The following is a 17363-nucleotide window of genomic DNA, read 5'->3' on the forward strand; positions in this document are numbered from 1 at the left end:
TGGGTCGTTTGGGTCGATGTCAGACCCAGGACCTACTCTGTGCACCGTGACTTCGCCTGCATCGACGGACAGCGTTCCGCCCCAGCTCAGCGCGGGGCCGCGCCCGGCTCAGGGCCCGGCCGCCGACGAGGGGCTGGCGCGGCGGCTGCGCGCGCTCGCCTGCACCGCGCCGCTGCACGACCTCGACGCACGCAAGGCCAACCTGGCCGGTGAGTACTCGGTCTACGGCATGGCCGAGGTGGCCCTCGCCGCCATCGACCTGGTCACGCTCAACATGGACTTCGACACCGGCGCCGACCACGAACAGATCGTGGCCCGGCTGATCCCGCGCATCGCCGCCCAGGCCCCGCACCGGCCGGCCGCCGAGCACGAGCGCGTGGCGCGCTGGGTCCTGGAGAACCTGATCAACGTCGGCAGCGTCGACCGCGGCTTCCGCGCCGTCTACGGCACCTTCGCGCCGGACGGGACGTACGTCCGCCGGGACTACGACTTCAAACTGATCGAGGAGGTCCCCGGCCCCGGCGGCACGGTGTACCTGCGCACGACCGACGAAGCCGTCAACGTCCTGGTCGGCGCCCTCGACACCGACGTCACCAGCGCCCAGATCGCCGCCGAGGTCAAGCTGGAGGTGCTGATCAGCCGCGGCCGGCTCGCCGACGCCCAGCTCGCCGCCGAACAGGCCCGCTACCGCACGGTGCAGTACTCGGAGACCCTGCGCCGCGCCCTGGAGGCCACCCGGCGCAACGTCCGCGCGGTCGACTGGCTGGGCGCAGTGCCCGACATGATCGCCGAGGCCCTGGACCACGTGGCCGACCGCTACCGCCACGAGAACGCGATCCTCACCAACATCCGCAAGGCGCGGGACGAGACCGAGGAGCCCGAGCACAAGCGCCGCGCCGCGGAACTGGTCGACATCGTCAAGGACTGCATCCGGCGGCACACCCAGCTCCAGTCGCGGCTGCTGGAGGCCGGCCCGCTGTTCCGCGCCGAACAGGACCGGCAGGCCTTCGCCACACCGGCGACGACCTCCGGGATAGACCTGTACGGCCATCTCGTCGCGCCCGTCCTGCCGTTGCCCCTGGAGCGGGCGATCCGGGTCACGGACGCCTTCTTCGCGTGCGGCACCGGACTGCGGACGCCGGTGTCCGTCCGGGTGGCGGACCTCGTCGACATACTGCTGACGCCGCCGGTGGAGCGGGAGCACCTGGGCGCGGAGATGCCCGAGCCCGACCTGATCGCCACTCCGGACGACAGCCGGTTCAGCGAGGAGCAGCTGGCTGCCGCGATGGAATTGCTGGACCTGCCGGCCGACGCCCCGCGCAGGCTGTCGGGGCTGCTGGCCGAGGCCCGGCGCACCGGTGACCCCGATCTGGCCTACCTCGTGGCCCTGTTGGCGGTCCACGCGGCCAGTCCGGCGGTCGGTACCGCGTACCGGCAGGGTGAGCAGAAGCTGCTGTTCGCCGTGGACGACGGGACGGAGCTGGACGATCCCGAGTTCGGCGGGGCGGACCTGATCGTGGGAACCGCCCTGCTGGACGCGGCGGGGATGGCGGCCGACCGGACGGAAGCAGCATGAGTCAACAACAGCGCGACAAGGAGCCCCAACCGTGAGCGAGCACGTCGAGTGGAGTGAGGCGGAGTCGTCGGCACCGTCGGCGCCCGCCGCCGTCACCCCCGCCGACGCCGCCGACGCGGCGCGGCTCGTCGCCTTCGGGCTGCAGCCCAAGCTGCAGCCTGCGCGGGACCAGGAGTACACCGAGCTGCTGCGCCGCTACCGCGAGGACCCGGCGTTCGCGCGGCTCGCCGACGCCGTCGCCGCCGGCCTGGGCCTCGTCGTGCTGGAGGTGTCCCCGCGCGCGGGCATGGCCGTGACGGCCGCCGAGGACTCGGTGTTCGCCGTCCGCATGGGCGACTACGCGCGTCGCACCGCCGCCGACTCCGGCGACCGCTTCCTGCACGGGCTCGCCCATCTCGCCGTCGCCGCGCTGGCCTTCCCGCGCCCGGAGGACCTGGCCGACGACGCCTACATCGGCCGCGTCACCGTCAACGGCGTCGACGCCTTCGTCCGGCAGGCCTGCCGGCGCCTGGAGGAGCGGGCCGAGGAACTGGGCGAGAACACCGACCCGGCGACCGACGCGCCCGGACTGGAGGCCGCCTGGCGCATCTGGGCCAGACGCAGCGCCACCGGCGCCACCAAGGACGCCCGCCGCCCGGCCGCCTCCACCACCGGCATCGTGGCCAAGGCCCTCGCCTTCCTCACCGACTCGGGCTTCCTGCAGCGCACCGGCGACGACGGCGGCGGCACCTACCGCACGACCGCCCGCTACCAGCTCCAGGTCCGCGACATGGCCGGCGGCGCCGCCATGGCCGAACTGCTCGAACTGGGCGTCGTACCGGTGACCGACGGCACCGCCAGCCTGCTGCCGGCCGAGGACTCCGAGGACCTGGAACTGGTGGCCGACGCCGGGCTGCCGTTCCACTCCTGACCCCCGAACCACCCCACGTTTCCGCACACTTACGAAGACTTACGACGAGAGTCCGCCATGTACGAGCTGTCCCGGGTCCGCCTCTACTCCATCGGTCCCGCCGGTGCGCGCTACGCCGACACCGTGCTTGACCTGCGGGGTGTCGGCGAGCCCGTGCCCGACCCGGCGCCCACGCAGGCGGAGTTCTTCGAGGAGGAGCCGTCCGGCCCGCCGCGCCGGCCCGCGCCCGCGGGCGTGCTCTTCCTGGAGAACGGCGGCGGCAAGTCCGTCCTGCTCAAGCTGATCTTCTCCGTGATGCTGCCGGGCCACCGCAACACCCTCGGCGGCGCCAGCTCCGGTGTGCTGCGCAAGTTCCTGCTCGCCGACGACTGCGGGCACGTGGCGCTGGAGTGGCAGCATGTGCAGACCGGCGAGTGCGTCGTCGTCGGCAAGGTGAGCGAGTGGCGTGGGCGGCAGGTGTCCAACGACCCGCGCAAGTTCGCCGAGGCCTGGTACTCCTTCCGCCCCGGCCCCGGACTGAGCCTGGACAACCTGCCCGTGGCCGAGTCCACCGCCGTACGGCCGCCCGTCGAGGGCGCCTCGGGGGCCCAGGGACGCCGTCGCACCATGAAGGGCTTCCGTGACGCCCTGACGGAGGCCGGCAAGGCCTACCCGCACCTGGAGGTGCACTGGGAGGAGATCCACGACCGCTGGATCGAGCACCTCGGAGACCTCGGCCTCGACCCCGAACTCTTCCGCTACCAGCGGGAGATGAACGCCGACGAGGGCGAAGCGGCCGGCCTCTTCGCGGTCAAGAAGGACTCCGACTTCACCGACCTGCTGCTGCGGGCCGTCACCGACACCCGCGACACCGACGGCCTCGCCGACCTCGTCAGCGGCTTCGGCAACAAGCTCGGCCGGCGCGCCGAGCTGATCGCCGAACGGGACTTCACCGCCGGGTCGGTCGACCTGCTGGGACGGATCGTCGAGGCCGCCGAGGCGCGCTCACGCGCGCGTGACGTCCACGCCGGCGCCGAGCGCCGCACCCGCACCCTCGCCCGGCGGCTGTCCGCGCGGGCCGTGCGGGAGCGGGTGCGTGCAGCCGACCTCGCCCAGCGGGTCACGGCCGCCGCCTACGCCGTCACCCACTCCGAGGGTGCCCGCGAGCGCAGCGCCCTGATCGCCGCCGAACTCGCCTACCGGCACGCCTCCCTGGCGCTCGCCGCCGCCGAGAAGTCCGCCGCCGCGCAGAAACGGGAGCTGGCCGACGCCCGCACCCTGCACTCCGCCTGGCAGGCCGCGGAGGCCGTGCTGCGCCACCGCGCCGCCGCCGACCGTGTCGCGCGCGTGTCCGCCGCCATCCAGGAGGCCGAGCGGGACGCCGCGCCCGCCCTCGCCGCGCGTGCCAAGGCCGCCGTGGACCTCGTACGGGCCCTGCACGCGGCCGCCGAGGGCGCCGAGGCCCTCGCCAACGAGGAGGAGGAGCGCTCCGCCGCCCTCCAGGAGGTGGGCGACTCCGCCTACCGCGACTCCACCACCGCCGCGACCGAGGCACAGCGCGCCCGCAGCGAGGCCGGGCATCTGCGCCAGCGCCTCACCGAGGTCGAGCAGGAGACCGCCGAGGCGGTCCGGGCGGGCTGGCTCGACGACACCGCCCCGGACGCCGACCCGGCGCGGGCCGCCCTCGCCGCCAGCGACGCCGAGAAGACCGCCGTCGCCGCCTGGGACGCGGCCCGCGAGGCCGCCCGCAAGGCCACCGAGCACGCGCGGGAGGCCGCCTCCGCCGAGTCCCGCGCCGAGCTGACCGCGGCACGCGCGGCGGACGCCGCGACGGCGGCCGAGCGGTCCTACGAGGCCGAGCGGCGCCTCGCCGAGTCCCTGGCCGCCGAGGAGCGGCTCGCCGAACTGCTCAGCCTGCCGGGTGCGCCCGCCGCCGGGCAGCCCGGAGTGCCCGGCCCCCGGTCCGGGGCCGACGACGCGATGGGCACCCGGGGCAGCGGCGCGGAGCCCACGGGGCCGCACGCGCACGGCATCGGCCGCCCGCCCGCCGAGAGCCCCCTCGCCCCCGAGGAACTCGACCGCTTCGCCGACGAGTTGCGCGAGCTCCTCGACGACGCCGTCTCGGCCGCCGAACGGCACCTCTTCGAGCTGCGCACGGCCGCCGCCGACGACTCCCGGATCCTCGGCGCGCTCGGTGACGGCGGCCTGCTGCCGCCGGGCCCGGACGTCCTGGCCACGGTGGAGTTCCTCGGCGAGCACGGCATCCCGGCACTGCCCGGCTGGCGCTATCTCGCCCAGGCCGTCGACCCCGTCGACCACGCGCGCGTGCTCGCCGCCCGCCCGGAACTGGTCGACGGCGTGATCATCACCGACCCGGACACGCACGCGCGTGCCCGCGAGGCGCTCGGCGACGCCGCCCTGCTGCCCCGCTCCGCCGTCGCCGTCGGCACGGCCGCCGCCCTGCTCGCCCCGCCGCCCGCCGACAGCGCCGCCGCGGGGGACGTCTTCCTCGTGCCGCCGAACCCGGCCATGCACGACGAGCACGCCGCCGACGAGGAACGGCAGGCACTGCGCGCGCGGGCCACCGAGCGCGACGAGGAGATCCGCACGCTCGCCGCGCGCCTCGGCAAGGACCGTGAACTGGCCGCCCGGCTCGCCTCCTGGCGCACCGGCTGCCCCGCCGGACGCCTCACCGAACTGGGCGAGGCCGCCCAGGAGGCCCGCGCGTTCGCCGAGGAGACCGAGGCCGAGCTGGCCGAGGCCCGCGCGGTGCGCGCGCAGGCCGACGAGGTCGCCGCCGAGACCGCGCAGGTCCGCGACGAGCGGCAGGAGGCCGCGCAGAAGGCCCGCCGCGCCGCCGACGCCCTCGCCGGGCTCGCCTACCGGCTGCGCGAGCGCGCCGGCTGGCAGGCCCGGCTGCGGGAACTCGCCGACGAGGCCGCCGAGTCCGAGGCCCGCGCCCAGGCCTGTCTGGAGCGCGCCCGCGCCGCCGACGAGGACCGCCGCGCCGCCCAGCGCGCCGCCGACGACGCCCGCCGCACCGCACGAGCCCTGCGCGCCGAGCGCTCCGAGATCGCCGGCGCCCCCGACGACGTACCGGTCGAGGACGCGGACGCCCCCCAGGCAGTCCTGCCCGCCCTCCGCGAGGCCTACCGGGCCGCCTCCCAGGTGTACGAGAAGGTCGGCGTCGGCGCCGACCTGCGCGCCGAGCAGGCCCGCGCGGAGAGCGACGAGAGCGCCGCCCGCGCCGAACTCGACCGGCTCAGCAACAAGGTCCGCACCCGCGCCGAGCAGCTGCTGCAGTCACCCGACGGCTCCGACGGGCCCTCCCGGCAGGCCGCCGCCGCCCGCGCGGAGGAGCTGGTGCAGCTCCTGGAGACCCGCATGTCCAGCGCGAGCGAGCAGCTCGGCCGGCTGCGCGGCGAGGCCGAACGGCACGCCCCGGAGAACGGCGGGGCACACACCGAGCTGCCCGAGGAGCTCCTCCCCCGGGACGCCGAGCACGCCCAGGCGCTGCTGCGCACCGCGACGGGCGAGCTCGCCGCCCGCACCGAGGCGCTGGCCGAGGCCCGCGAGGCGCACGCGGAACTGCTGGAGGCCCACCGGGCCGCCGAGGACGCGGCCGGCGGCTTCGACGAGATCGCCGCGATGCTCCGCGACCTGCTGCGCGAACACGCCCCCGAGGAGGAGCAGGAGGAGCCGGAGCCGTACCCCGGCAGCCTGGAGGAGGCCCGGCACTCCGCGGCCGAGGCCCGCCGCTCGCTGCGCGGCTGTGCCGCCGACCTGTCCGCCGCCGAGGCGGCCGTGCGCGAGGCGAGCGACGTCCTCGTCCGGCACGCCAACTCCACGCGCTACGAGCAGGTCCGCACCCCCGCCCGGCAGCAGATCCGCGAGCTGCCCGCGTCCGCACTGCCGGAGCACGCGCAGAAGTGGGCGGACGCGTTCGCGCCCCGCCTGCGCGTCCTGACCGACGAGCTGGCCCAACTGGAGCGCAACCGCGACTCGATCGTGGACCGGCTGCGGGGCCTGGTGGAGTCCGCCCTCGCGACCCTGCGGTCCGCGCAGCGGCTGTCCCGGCTGCCCGAGGGACTGGGCGAGTGGTCAGGCCAGGAGTTCCTGCGCATCCGCTTCGAGGAGCCCGACCAGGCCACGCTCACCGAGCGTCTCGGCGAGGTCATCGACGACGCCACGCGTGCGGCCGTGAAGAAGAACTCCGACCTGCGCCGGGACGGCATGTCGCTGCTGCTGCGCGGAGTCGCGGCCGCGCTGCAGCCCAAGGGCGTGGCCGTCGAGATCCTCAAGCCCGACGCCGTACTGCGCGCCGAGCGTGTCCCCGTGGGGCAGATGGGCGACGTCTTCTCCGGAGGCCAGCTGCTCACCGCCGCGATCGCCCTGTACTGCACGATGGCCGCCCTCCGCTCGAACGACCGGGGCCGGGACAGGCACCGGCACGCCGGCACGCTGTTCCTGGACAACCCGATCGGCCGTGCCAACGCCACCTACCTGCTGGAACTGCAGCGGGCCGTGTCGGACGCGCTCGGTGTGCAGCTGCTGTACACGACCGGTCTGTTCGACACGACCGCCCTCGCCGAGTTCCCGCTGGTCATCCGCCTGCGCAACGACGCCGACCTCAGGGCGGGCCTGAAGTACATCAGCGTGGAGGAGCACCTCCGGCCCGGGTTGCCCCAGCAGCCCCAGGCCGGAGAGGCGGTGCACAGCGAGATCACGGCGACGCGCATGTTCAAACGCCCGGCCTCCGCAACCCCCTGAACCGGGGGCGCGGGACCGCGCCGACACGCCCCCCGGCTGCCTCAGGAGTGCGACAACTGCCCGGCGCCGCCCCTCCGGCGTATCCGCTCCTGCTCCCGCAGGGCCGCCCGCTCCTGGCGCCGGCGGGCGCGGCGCTCGCGGCGCAGCGACCGGGCCGTACTGCTCGGCTCGGAGACGACGCCGTACCGCTGGTTCCACACCTGACGGGTCACCCATACGTCGGCCACGGCCCAGGTGGCCACCAGGGTGCTCGCCACACTGCTGATCACCATGGGGAAGGCCAGCCAGGACTCGGCCATCGTGCACAGAAAGGCCACTATCGCCTGGATCAGCGTCACCGCGACGACCAGGACGGCCCGCACCGCCGCCGTACGCACCGGATCCGGCAGGGGATGCCGTCGGGCCGGCTCCTCCACCCACAACGGCCGGTAACCCTGCCGCTGTTCGCCGGCGGACTCATCCGCGCGCCCGCGCACCGGAATGTCGCGATCCGGCGCCTGCGGAACCCGCCGCACCGCAGAGCGCCCAGCCCCGCTCTCCTCGGGCGCTTCGCGCCACTCCGCCGTGTCCGTCACCGCGTCCCCTCCCCACCGCCGGGCGACCGCTCACCCCGGCGTCACAAGACTCCGACTCCCCAGTGGGTGCCCGGCTTGCGCTCATTTACGCCGCCCGAGTGCGGGATGCGGCACCTGTGGCCCATTCCGCACCCATTTCCCATAGGGAAGGACGAACGACGACGCCCGATGATTCCCGACCGGGGAAAAGATCCAGCCAACCGACCGGTCACCGCATCACCGTCCCGGCCGGGCGCGGAGGAAGGATCGCGGTGGCAATCTCCCGCAATGCCCGGACAACTCGCCATGTCTCGCCCCCGGAGCGGAAGTTCGCCCTCCGGACATGTCTTCGAGTTAACTGTGCGGCGGTAGTAGGCTCGCGCCGTTTGTTGACGGACATGTGCACCCCCGGTCGACGGGGGTCGAGCTGGGGGAGGCCATGCGCTTTCGCGGGAAGTCGATCCGCCGGAAGATCGTGGCGCTGCTTCTCGTGCCGCTGGTGTCCCTGACCGCCATCTGGGGCTTCGCAACGGTACTCACAGGGCGCGAGGTCGCCCGGCTGTTCCATGTGTCGGACGTCAAGGAGGGCATCGGCTACCCCGCCGAGGACACCGTCCGGGTGCTCCAGCAGGAGCGCCGCGAGACCCTCGTCTACCTCGCCGACCCGAGGGCCGCCGACGCCCTGTCCGCGCTGCAGCGCACCCGTACCGCCACCGACCGCGCGATCGCCAAGGTCCGGAAGAACGCCGGCGAGCAGGACGTCCTCGACGGCATGGACGGGCACGAGAGCGAGCTTCTCACCACGGTCCTGGACGCCTTCGGCGGCCTCGACTCCCTGCGCCGCGGCGTCGAGGCGCGCACGGTCCGCCGCGCCCAGGCCCTCGACCGCTACAACCACCTCATCGACCCCTGCCTCACCCTGCTGGCCTCCCTCGACGGGGCCGACAGCGTGGAGATGGACGAGCAGGCCCGCGCCCTCGTCAACCTCACCCGGGCCCGTGAACTCCTCTCCCGCGAGGATGCGCTGCTCGGCTCCTCCCTGGTGGTGGGCACACTCTCCCGCGACGAGACCCGCGAGGTATCCGACCTCGTCGCCCAGCGCAACCTGCTCTACGACATCAGCCTGCCGCTGCTCCCCGCCCGGGACCGCGGCCGGTACGAGCAGTTCTGGAAGAACGCCACCACGGCCCCGCTGCGCGCAGCCGAACAGTCCGTCACGAGCACCGGTTCCGGAACCCCGCGCGGCGTCACCGCCCAGGGCTGGGACTCCACCGCGGCGAGCGTCCTCGACGGACTCGGCACCCTCGACGACCAGGCCGGCGACCGGTTGCAGCACCGCATGCGGCCGGTGGCCGTCGGCGTGATCGTCCAGGCGGCCGTGGCGGGCGTCCTCGGCCTGGTCGCCCTCCTCCTCTCCGTCGTCCTGTCCGTGCGCATCGGGCGCAGCCTCGTCCGTGACCTGCGGCAGCTGCGCCTGGAGGCGCACGAGGCCTCCGGCGTCCGGCTGCCCAGCGTGATGCGCCGCCTGTCCGCCGGTGAGCAGATCGACGTCGAGACCGAGGCGCCGCGCCTGGAGTACGACAAGAACGAGATCGGCGAGGTCGGCCAGGCGCTCAACACCCTCCAGCGGGCCGCCGTCGAGGCCGCCGTCAAACAGGCCGAACTGCGGTCCGGCGTCTCCGAGGTCTTCGTCAACCTCGCCCGCCGCAGCCAGGTGCTGCTGCACAAGCAGCTCACGCTCCTCGACACCATGGAACGCCGCACCGAGGACACCGACGAACTCGCCGACCTCTTCCGCCTGGACCATCTCACCACCCGTATGCGCCGGCACGCCGAGGGCCTGGTGATCCTCTCCGGCGCCGCGCCCTCCCGGCAGTGGCGCCGCCCGGTGCAGCTGATGGACGTCGTCCGCGCGGCCGTCGCCGAGGTCGAGGACTACGAACGCATCGAGGTGCGGCGGCTGCCCCGGGTCGCCGTCACCGGCCCGGCCGTCGCCGACCTCACCCACCTCGCGGCCGAACTCCTGGAGAACGCCACGGTCTTCTCCCCTCCCCACACCGCGGTCCAGGTCGTGGGCGAGCGCGTGGCCAACGGCTTCACCCTGGAGATCCACGACCGCGGGCTCGGCATGACGGCCGAGGCACTGCTGGACGCCAACCTGCGCCTCGCCGAGACCCCCGAGTTCGAACTGTCCGACACCGACCGGCTCGGCCTGTTCGTGGTCAGCCGCCTCGCCCAGCGCCAGAACGTCCGGGTCTCGCTCCAGCCGTCGCCCTACGGCGGCACCACCGCGGTCGTCTTCATCCCCGACGCGCTGCTGAGCGACGAGGTGCCGGACACCAACGGCCTCGGCTTCCGCCTGGACCGGGACCGTCCGGCGAAGGGGCTGGGGCAGGCGGGCCGTGGCACCGGGCGGTCCGCCGCGCCGGCCCAGTTGTCCGGCCTGCCGACCTCACTGCTGGACGGCCCGGTCGAGCTGGAGGCGCCGGTGGATCTCGACGCCATCGACGACTTCCCCGGCGTCCTGGGGGACGAGGACAGCGAGAGCGGCGGACTGTTCCTGCCCCGTCGCTCCCGCACCCGCACCGACGACGAGGCACCGCTTCCCCCCGCCGACCGTGCGACGCGTGACGAGGCCGCCGACCGCAGGGCACACGATGAGGCAGGCGACCGCGGACCCATACCGCTGCCGCGCCGGCAGACCCCCAAGCTGGTCAGCTCGCACGGCAGGCCCGTCATCGACCAGCGCCCCCGCCGCGACGAACCGGAGGAGCAGCCCCCGGCCGCCTCCCGCCGCCCCGACACAGGCGCACTGGCCCCGCTGCCCTCCCGCCGGCGCACCACGACCTCCCGGCGTCCCGCCGAACTCACCGAACGTACGGACGGGGTCCAGGAACGCGACGCGACGCCGGCCGAAGGCACCGACCTGGTCCAGGAACCGGACGAGGCCCGCACAGAACGCACGGACCTGGCCCAGCAACGCGACGCGGCCCCCGCCGACGGCACCGGTCCGTCGCCCCGTGTCCCCGCCCTGCCCCGACGTGTCCGGCCGTCCGGGCCGCCCGTCGACACCACGCCCCAGGTCCCCGCGCTGCCCCGACGTACCCGGCCTCCCGAGCCCCCCGTCGGCGGCGGCCCGGGCACCACGGGCCGCTCCGGCGCCGGCCCGTTCGAGCGCACCGGCAGGGAATCCCGCCCCGCCGACACCGCCGACACCGCCGACACCAGTGGCACCACCGGCGGACACACGGCCACCGGGCCCCTGCCCCGGCGCACACGTCAGGCCAGCCTGGCCCCCCAGCTCAAGCAGGACACCGTACGGCGTGCCGGGCGCGCGGCGCAGCCCGCCGACCGCGATGCCGAGGAGGTCCGCAGCCGGATGGCCTCGCTGCAGCGCGGCTGGCAGCGCGGCCGGGAGGAGAACGCCGGGGGCGACACGGACCACAACGGCACAGCACAAGGAACGACTAAGGGGGACGGTCGATGACCGCACCGAAGGCGACCGGCCACACGGCGACCGACAAGGGGCAGCTGAACTGGCTCCTGGACGACCTGATCGACCGGGTCGCCAGCATCCGCAAGGCCGTCGTCCTGTCCGGCGACGGGCTCCCGACGGGGGTTTCCACGGACCTGACCCGGGAGGACAGCGAGCATCTGGCCGCTGTCGCATCGGGGTTCCACAGCCTCGCCAAGGGCGTCGGCCGCCACTTCGACGCGGGCGGCGTCCGGCAGACGGTGGTCGAGCTGGACGACGCCTTCCTGTTCGTCACCGCCGCCGGGGACGGCAGCTGCCTCGCCGTCCTGTCCGACGCCGACTCCGACGTCGGCCAGATCGCTTACGAGATGACGCTCCTGGTCAAGCGGGTCGGCGCACATCTGGGCACCGCCCCGCGCACCGATCTGTCCGCAGGCGGGTAGTGGGATGACATGAGCGCAGACGGTCAGGGAAGAAGCCACTGGTTCGACGACGAGGCCGGGCCGGTCGTCCGTCCGTACGCCATGACACGCGGCCGCACCACGAGCCCGGCCCAGCACCGCCTCGATCTGATCGCGGTGGTCGTCACCGAACCCGGCACGGGCGATCCGGAGACGGATCCGACGCTGGCGCCGGAGCACGTGCAGATCGTCGGGCTCTGCAGGGACGCACCCCAGTCGGTCGCCGAACTCGCCGCCGAGCTCGACCTGCCGACCGGCGTGGTGCGGGTCCTGATCGGCGACCTCGTGCATGCGGAACTGGTCCATGTCACGCGCCCGGTTCCCCCGGCCGAACTGCCGGACGAGAGCATTCTGCGCGACGTGATCAACGGCCTCCGGGCGCTGTGACTCCGTCAGGCAAGACCCCCTCGAGCAGGAGAAGAAACCGATGATCCTCGGGCGTACTGAGCGCGGCAAGCCCCCGGTCGAGCCCGTCACGCTCAAGATCCTCGTGGCCGGCGGCTTCGGCGTGGGCAAGACGACCCTCGTCGGCGCCGTCAGCGAGATCAGGCCGCTGCGCACCGAGGAACTGCTCACCGAGGCCGGCCGCCCGGTCGACGACACCAGCGGCGTGGAGGCCAAGCACACCACCACCGTGGCCATGGACTTCGGCCGTATCACGCTGCGCGAGGACCTCGTGCTGTACCTCTTCGGCACGCCCGGGCAGGAACGGTTCTGGTTCATGTGGGACGAGCTGTCCGAGGGCGCGCTCGGCGCCGTCGTCCTGGCCGACACACGGCGCCTCGAGGACTGCTTCGCCGCCGTCGACTACTTCGAGCGGCGTGCCATCCCCTTCCTGGTCGGCGTCAACTGCTTCGAGGGAGCGGCCCGTTACCCCGTCGACGCGGTCCGGCAGGCCCTCGACCTGGACGACGGCGTGCCCGTTCTGCTCTGTGACGCGCGGGAGCGGGAATCGGTCAAGGAGGTGCTCATCGGAGTCGTCCGGCATGCGATGGAGTACGCGGCCGACCGCCGGGAGCCCGCCCTCGGCTGACCCTCGGGCACGGCCCGTACCCCCGCCGACCGGGGTACGGGCCGTGGTCCGTGAGGAGCCCTCACGCGCGCGTGCCGCGCACCACTACGCGCCGTCGCCCTCCGTGCTCTCCTCCAGCCAGCCGAAGCTCCTCTCCACGGCCTTGCGCCAGTTGCGGTACTCGCGGTCGCGCACCGACGGCTCCATCGTCGGTGTCCACTCCGCATCCCGCTGCCAGTGCGACTTGAGTTCGTCCAGGTCGTGCCACACGCCCGTCGCCAGGCCGGCCGCGTAGGCGGCGCCCAGGCAGGTCGTCTCCGACACCCGTGGCCGGATCACCGGGACGCCGAGGACGTCCGCCTGGTGCTGCATGAGCAGGTTGTTCTTCGTCATGCCGCCGTCCACCTTCAGGGTCGTGATCCGCACCCCTGAGTCCTGGTACATGGCGTCCACGACCTCCCGGGTCTGCCAGCTCGTCGCCTCCAGCACCGCGCGTGCGAGATGGGCCTTCGTGACGTACCGGGTGAGGCCGGTGACGACACCGCGCGCGTCGGAGCGCCAGTAGGGCGCGAACAGGCCCGAGAACGCGGGCACGATGTACGCGCCGCCGTTGTCCTCGACGCTCGCCGCCAGTGTCTCGATCTCGTCCGCGGTCCGGATGATCCCCAGCTGGTCGCGGAACCACTGGACCAGCGCGCCCGTTATCGCTATGGACCCCTCCAGGCAGTACACCGGCGCCTCCCCGCCGATCTTGTAGCCCATCGTCGTCAGCAGCCCGTTCTTGGACGGCACCGGCCGGTTCCCGGTGTTCAGCAGCAGGAAGCTGCCGGTGCCGTAGGTGTTCTTGGCGGTGCCCACGTCGTAGCAGGCCTGCCCGAAGACGGCGGCCTGCTGGTCGCCGAGCGCCGAGGCGACGGGCACACCGGCGAGTTGCCCGACGGCCGTGCCGTACACCTCGGCGGAGGACCTGATCTCGGGCAGCACCGCCTCGGGCACGTTCATGGCGGACAGGATGGCGGGATCCCACTGGAGCGTCTCCAGGTTCATCAGCATGGTGCGGCCGGCGTTCGTGACGTCGGTGACGTGCCGGCCGGCCTCGGTGCCGCCCGTGAGGTTCCAGATCAGCCAGGAGTCGATGGTCCCGAAGGCGATCTCGCCGCGTTCGGCCCGCTCCCGCAGTCCGGGCACATGGTCCAGCAGCCAGGCCGCCTTGGGCCCGGAGAAGTAGCTCGCCAGCGGCAGCCCCGTCTGCTCGCGGAAGCGGTCCTGGCCGTCCGTGCCGCCCAGTTCGTTGCACAGGGACGCGGTACGGGTGTCCTGCCAGACGATCGCGTTGTGCACCGGCTTGCCCGTGGCGCGGTCCCACAGGACGGTCGTCTCCCGCTGGTTGGTGATGCCGAGCGCGCTCAGCTGGTCGGCGCGCAGCCCGGCCTTGGCGAGCGCCCCGGCCACCACGGCCTGCACCTTGGACCAGATCTCGGTCGCGTCGTGCTCCACCCAGCCCGGCTTCGGGAAGATCTGGCGGTGCTCGCGCTGGTCCACGGCGACGATGGCGCCGCTGTGGTCGAAGACGATGCAGCGGCTGGACGTGGTGCCCTGGTCGATGGCGGCGACGTAGGTGTCGGCGGTGTCCGTCATGGCAGTCCTCTGGATCGCTGGGTCGGTTCGCTGGTCACAGGGGCGCGTGCGGGGTGGGAGGCAGGGGACGTTCGGGGTCGGCGAGGGACGGGACCCGGGCGGTCAGAAGGCCGCGTTGTAGAGGGCCCCGGCGAGTGCCCCGCCGATCAGGGGCCCGACGACCGGGATCCAGGCGTAACTCCAGTCGGAGGTGCCCTTGTTGGGGATCGGCAGGAAGGTGTGCACGATGCGCGGGCCGAGGTCGCGGGCCGGGTTGATGGCATAGCCCGTGGGGCCGCCGAGGGAGAGCCCGATGCCGACGACGAGCAGGGAGACGATCAGTACGGTGGTGCCGGACTGGCCGAGTCCCTTCGTCAGCCCGAAGGCGAGGATCGGCAGCACGAGCGCGACGGTCGCGATGATCTCGGTGACGAGGTTGGCGACCGGGTTCCGGATCTCCGGGATGGTCGAGAAGATCCCGAGCGTCGGCACCGGTTCGTCGGCCGTGCCCTCCGTCGTGCCCTCCCTGTGGACGTTGGCCTGGAACTGGGCGAGGTACACCAGATAGGCCAGTACGGCCCCGAGCATCGCGCCGACGAGCTGGCCCAGCAGATACACCCAGACCTTGCCCCACTTGCCGGTGTCGATGGCGATGCCGATGGTGACCGCGGGGTTGAGCTGGCCACCGGAGAGCGGAGCGGCGGTGTACGCGCCCGCCAGGACGCCGAAGCCCCAGCCGAACGCGATGACGACCCAGCCCGAGGCCCGCGCCTTGGAGTGTCTGAGAGTGACGGCGGCGCAGACACCGGCACCGAAGAGGATCAGGATCGCGGTTCCGATGACTTCGCCGACGAAGATGTCTCCGTTGCTCATGGCGGCTCCCTTGGCGCCGTGGGGGCGGTCAGCCCCGGCCCTCCGTGCAGGAACGTTCCGTTGGCGTCTTCGGTCGTAGGCAGGGAGCCCCGTTCCCCGCCCGGCGTCCGTGACGAGCGTGTCGTCGCAGCCGTATCGCCGGGGAAGGGACGAGCCGTGGAGCAGGACAGACCCGTGGCACTGTGCCTGATAACACCGAGAATGTACGGCGATGTCGACTGACACCGGGAAGTGTTCACCGGCGCCCCGGGGGCGTCAAGGTTGCCGACGGCGACGGTGACGGTGACTCGTCCCGCGGCCCGGCGACGACGGTGCCGGCAGCCCACTCGACGCCCAGGTCACACTGCCGGGACTCAATCGACCTCTCCGTGGGGGACGTTCACCGCCCCGGCTCGGCGGTCGCGTACCCGGCCTGCGCCGGTGCCGCCCCGGCGCGCCGGACCTCATGGCCGGGCAGCCCGGCCCGTCCGAGCACCCAGCTCGCGCCGCGCAGTGCCTTGGCCGCCTTCTTCAGCGGAGCGAGCTGGGCGGCTGCCTGGCGGTGGTCGCCCACGCTCCCCGGCGCGCACACCACGGTCGCCAGGGAGAGCGTGACCGGCCGGCCTCCCGCCGACCAGGGCGCGTCGAGCACCGCCTCGACCAGCGGGTCGAGCGCCTGCTCCTCGGTCAGCACCAGGAAGTCGTCCCCGCCGATGTGCCCCACGCGCGCGTGCCCCGAGGCCGCGTGCTGCAGCGCTCGCCCCACCGACCGGATCAACTCGTCGCCCATGGCGAACCCGGCACCGTCGTTGACCTGTTTGAAGTGGTCGATGTCCAGCCAGCTGAGCGCGAACGTCCGACCGTCCGCGATCCACCGGTCCACCTCGCTGGTGATCGCGTCCGAACCGGGCAGCCGGGTCAGCGGATTGAGCCCGGCTGCCTCCTCGACCCGGCTCTCGGCCAGGGCCCGCACCAGATCCGCGAGCCGTACGACGCCCACGCACCGGCCGTACCGGTCGACCACCGCGACATCGTCGGAGGTCCGGTCCCGGCCACCGATCGCGACCACGTCCAGCACTTCCCAGGCGGTGGCGTCGACGCCGACCGTACGGGGCGCGTCCCCCAGCTTGAAAGCCGGCCGGTCGGCGTACAGGGCGTGCCCGTAGCGACCGGACAGCGACAGCAGGAAGCGTGAGCGGTGCACCGAGCGCACGGGCCTGCCGGTCTGGTCCACCAGCAGCACACCGGAGACGTCCGGCGATCCGGTCAGCAGCGCCCGCACCTGCCCGGCCGAGGCGGTCACCGGCAGTACGGCGGCCGGGCGCACGAACTCCCGCACGGACGGCCCGGACCGGGGCACACCGACGGTGCCGGGGGAGGGGGGCGGAACGTATACGTCCGCGGCGGGGATCCGGGCGGGCGGCGCGAACAACTCGCCCTGGCCCAGCTGTGCCCCGGCCGACAGAGCCGCCGCGAACTGCAGCTCGGTCTCCACACCCTCCACCGCGACCAGGGCCCCCAGTTCCTCGCACAGCGTCCGCATCGCCCGCACCGCGGCCGGTCGGGACAGCAGCGAGGCATCGAGTTTGACCAGGTCGGGGGAGAGGTCGGTGAGCAGCCGGAGCGGTACGTCGCCGTCCCCGATGCCGTCGGCGCTGATCCGGAAGCCCTGCTCGCGCAGCGTGGCCACCGCCTCCAGCAGGGCCCGTTGCGGCACGTGCGTGTAGGGCGGGACCACGTCCAGTGTCACCTCCCAGGGCAGGCGCCCGGCCGCGCGCACGGCGTCGTGCAGCGGGGCCAGGCCGCCGAGGTCGGCGAGGGTGGCCGCGAACACGTTCAGGTGCAGCGGCAGCAGGGTTTCCTTCTGCGTCGCGGTGCGGAGTGCCAACACCGTGAGCCTGCCGTCGAGTTCGGGGTCCCGGCGGGCCTCGGCCAGGATGTCACCGGTCTCCGGGCGGGCGAGTGTCTCCAGTGCGGTGACCGCGCCCGTCCTCAGGTTGACCACCGGCTGGAAGGCGAAGCGGAGAGTGTCCGTCCAGGAGTGCACGTGAGGATGATGGCGCTACCCGCGTGCGCCCAGGCGCAGTTCATGAGACGTTCACGCAGGATTCCGGGCTGATCACAGAGCGTGGAAGACCTCTGTGACCTCACGTGTCA

The 17363-nt window shown here is 73.5% G+C and carries 11 protein-coding genes; 7 read left to right on the forward strand and 4 right to left on the reverse strand.

Annotated elements, in window-relative coordinates; all coding sequences use genetic code 11:
* The first annotated feature begins 46 nt into the window (after positions 1 to 46).
* Genes ACFYZB_RS10115 through ACFYZB_RS10125 form a run of 3 tightly spaced genes read left to right on the forward strand, consistent with a single transcriptional unit; the run spans position 47 to position 7235 of the window.
* Positions 47 to 1576, forward strand: coding sequence for a hypothetical protein (locus ACFYZB_RS10115; RefSeq protein WP_388756453.1), 1530 nt, complete (start codon positions 47 to 49; stop codon positions 1574 to 1576).
* A 31-nt stretch (positions 1577 to 1607) separates the two neighbouring features.
* On the forward strand, positions 1608 to 2486 hold the full coding sequence (locus ACFYZB_RS10120; protein WP_388756455.1) for a hypothetical protein: 879 nt from the start codon (positions 1608 to 1610) through the stop codon (positions 2484 to 2486).
* A 57-nt stretch (positions 2487 to 2543) separates the two neighbouring features.
* Positions 2544 to 7235, forward strand: coding sequence for a hypothetical protein (locus ACFYZB_RS10125; protein ID WP_388756458.1), 4692 nt, complete (start codon positions 2544 to 2546; stop codon positions 7233 to 7235).
* Between the two features lie 41 nt (positions 7236 to 7276).
* Here the strand turns inward: ACFYZB_RS10125 and ACFYZB_RS10130 are convergent, their stop codons facing one another.
* Entirely contained in the window at positions 7277 to 7810 is a 534-nt protein-coding gene (locus ACFYZB_RS10130) for a hypothetical protein (protein ID WP_388756461.1), read from the reverse strand.
* 418 nt (positions 7811 to 8228) lie between these two features.
* On the opposite strand from ACFYZB_RS10130, the gene ACFYZB_RS10135 reads away from it, so the two are divergent.
* The 4 genes from ACFYZB_RS10135 to ACFYZB_RS10150 are packed head-to-tail and all read left to right on the forward strand — an operon-like array spanning position 8229 to position 12758.
* Positions 8229 to 11276, forward strand: a complete 3048-nt coding sequence (locus ACFYZB_RS10135; protein WP_388756464.1) for a nitrate- and nitrite sensing domain-containing protein — start codon at positions 8229 to 8231, stop codon at positions 11274 to 11276.
* The gene (locus ACFYZB_RS10140; protein ID WP_388756466.1) at positions 11273 to 11707 is read left to right on the forward strand and encodes a roadblock/LC7 domain-containing protein; all 435 of its coding nucleotides are present in this window, start codon (positions 11273 to 11275) and stop codon (positions 11705 to 11707) included. Before ACFYZB_RS10135 ends, ACFYZB_RS10140 begins: the two co-directional genes overlap by 4 nt.
* Before the next feature lie 9 nt (positions 11708 to 11716).
* On the forward strand, positions 11717 to 12112 hold the full coding sequence (locus tag ACFYZB_RS10145) for a DUF742 domain-containing protein (RefSeq protein ID WP_351216418.1): 396 nt from the start codon (positions 11717 to 11719) through the stop codon (positions 12110 to 12112).
* A gap of 40 nt (positions 12113 to 12152) precedes the next feature.
* The gene (locus ACFYZB_RS10150) at positions 12153 to 12758 is read left to right on the forward strand and encodes an ATP/GTP-binding protein (RefSeq protein ID WP_388756469.1); all 606 of its coding nucleotides are present in this window, start codon (positions 12153 to 12155) and stop codon (positions 12756 to 12758) included.
* Positions 12759 to 12842: 84 nt separating this feature from the next.
* On the opposite strand, the gene glpK is transcribed toward ACFYZB_RS10150, so the two are convergent.
* The 3 genes from glpK to ACFYZB_RS10165 all read right to left on the reverse strand — a co-directional run bounded on the left by glpK (position 12843) and on the right by ACFYZB_RS10165 (position 17253).
* The gene (gene glpK / locus ACFYZB_RS10155) at positions 12843 to 14375 is read right to left on the reverse strand and encodes a glycerol kinase GlpK (protein ID WP_388756471.1); all 1533 of its coding nucleotides are present in this window, start codon (positions 14373 to 14375) and stop codon (positions 12843 to 12845) included.
* Positions 14376 to 14477: 102 nt separating this feature from the next.
* Positions 14478 to 15227, reverse strand: a complete 750-nt coding sequence (locus ACFYZB_RS10160; protein WP_388756474.1) for an MIP/aquaporin family protein — start codon at positions 15225 to 15227, stop codon at positions 14478 to 14480.
* Between the two features lie 379 nt (positions 15228 to 15606).
* Positions 15607 to 17253 (reverse strand): GGDEF domain-containing protein, encoded by a 1647-nt coding sequence (locus ACFYZB_RS10165; RefSeq protein WP_388756476.1) that lies wholly within the window; start codon positions 17251 to 17253, stop codon positions 15607 to 15609.
* Positions 17254 to 17363: the final 110 nt, after the last annotated feature.

This window comes from Streptomyces sp. NPDC001852 (assembly GCF_042891825.1).
In the GTDB taxonomy this organism is placed as follows: Bacteria; Actinomycetota; Actinomycetes; order Streptomycetales; family Streptomycetaceae; genus Streptomyces.

Bases quoted from the DNA above. Each gene is read 5' to 3' on its own strand.
- ACFYZB_RS10145 (WP_351216418.1), top strand. From the start codon at position 11,717: ATGAGCGCAGACGGTCAGGGAAGAAGCCACTGGTTCGACGACGAGGCC.
- ACFYZB_RS10160 (WP_388756474.1), bottom strand. From the start codon at position 15,227: ATGAGCAACGGAGACATCTTCGTCGGCGAAGTCATCGGAACCGCGATC.
- ACFYZB_RS10125 (WP_388756458.1), top strand. From the start codon at position 2,544: ATGTACGAGCTGTCCCGGGTCCGCCTCTACTCCATCGGTCCCGCCGGT.
- glpK (WP_388756471.1), bottom strand. From the start codon at position 14,375: ATGACGGACACCGCCGACACCTACGTCGCCGCCATCGACCAGGGCACC.
- ACFYZB_RS10150 (WP_388756469.1), top strand. From the start codon at position 12,153: ATGATCCTCGGGCGTACTGAGCGCGGCAAGCCCCCGGTCGAGCCCGTC.
- ACFYZB_RS10135 (WP_388756464.1), top strand. From the start codon at position 8,229: ATGCGCTTTCGCGGGAAGTCGATCCGCCGGAAGATCGTGGCGCTGCTT.
- ACFYZB_RS10140 (WP_388756466.1), top strand. From the start codon at position 11,273: ATGACCGCACCGAAGGCGACCGGCCACACGGCGACCGACAAGGGGCAG.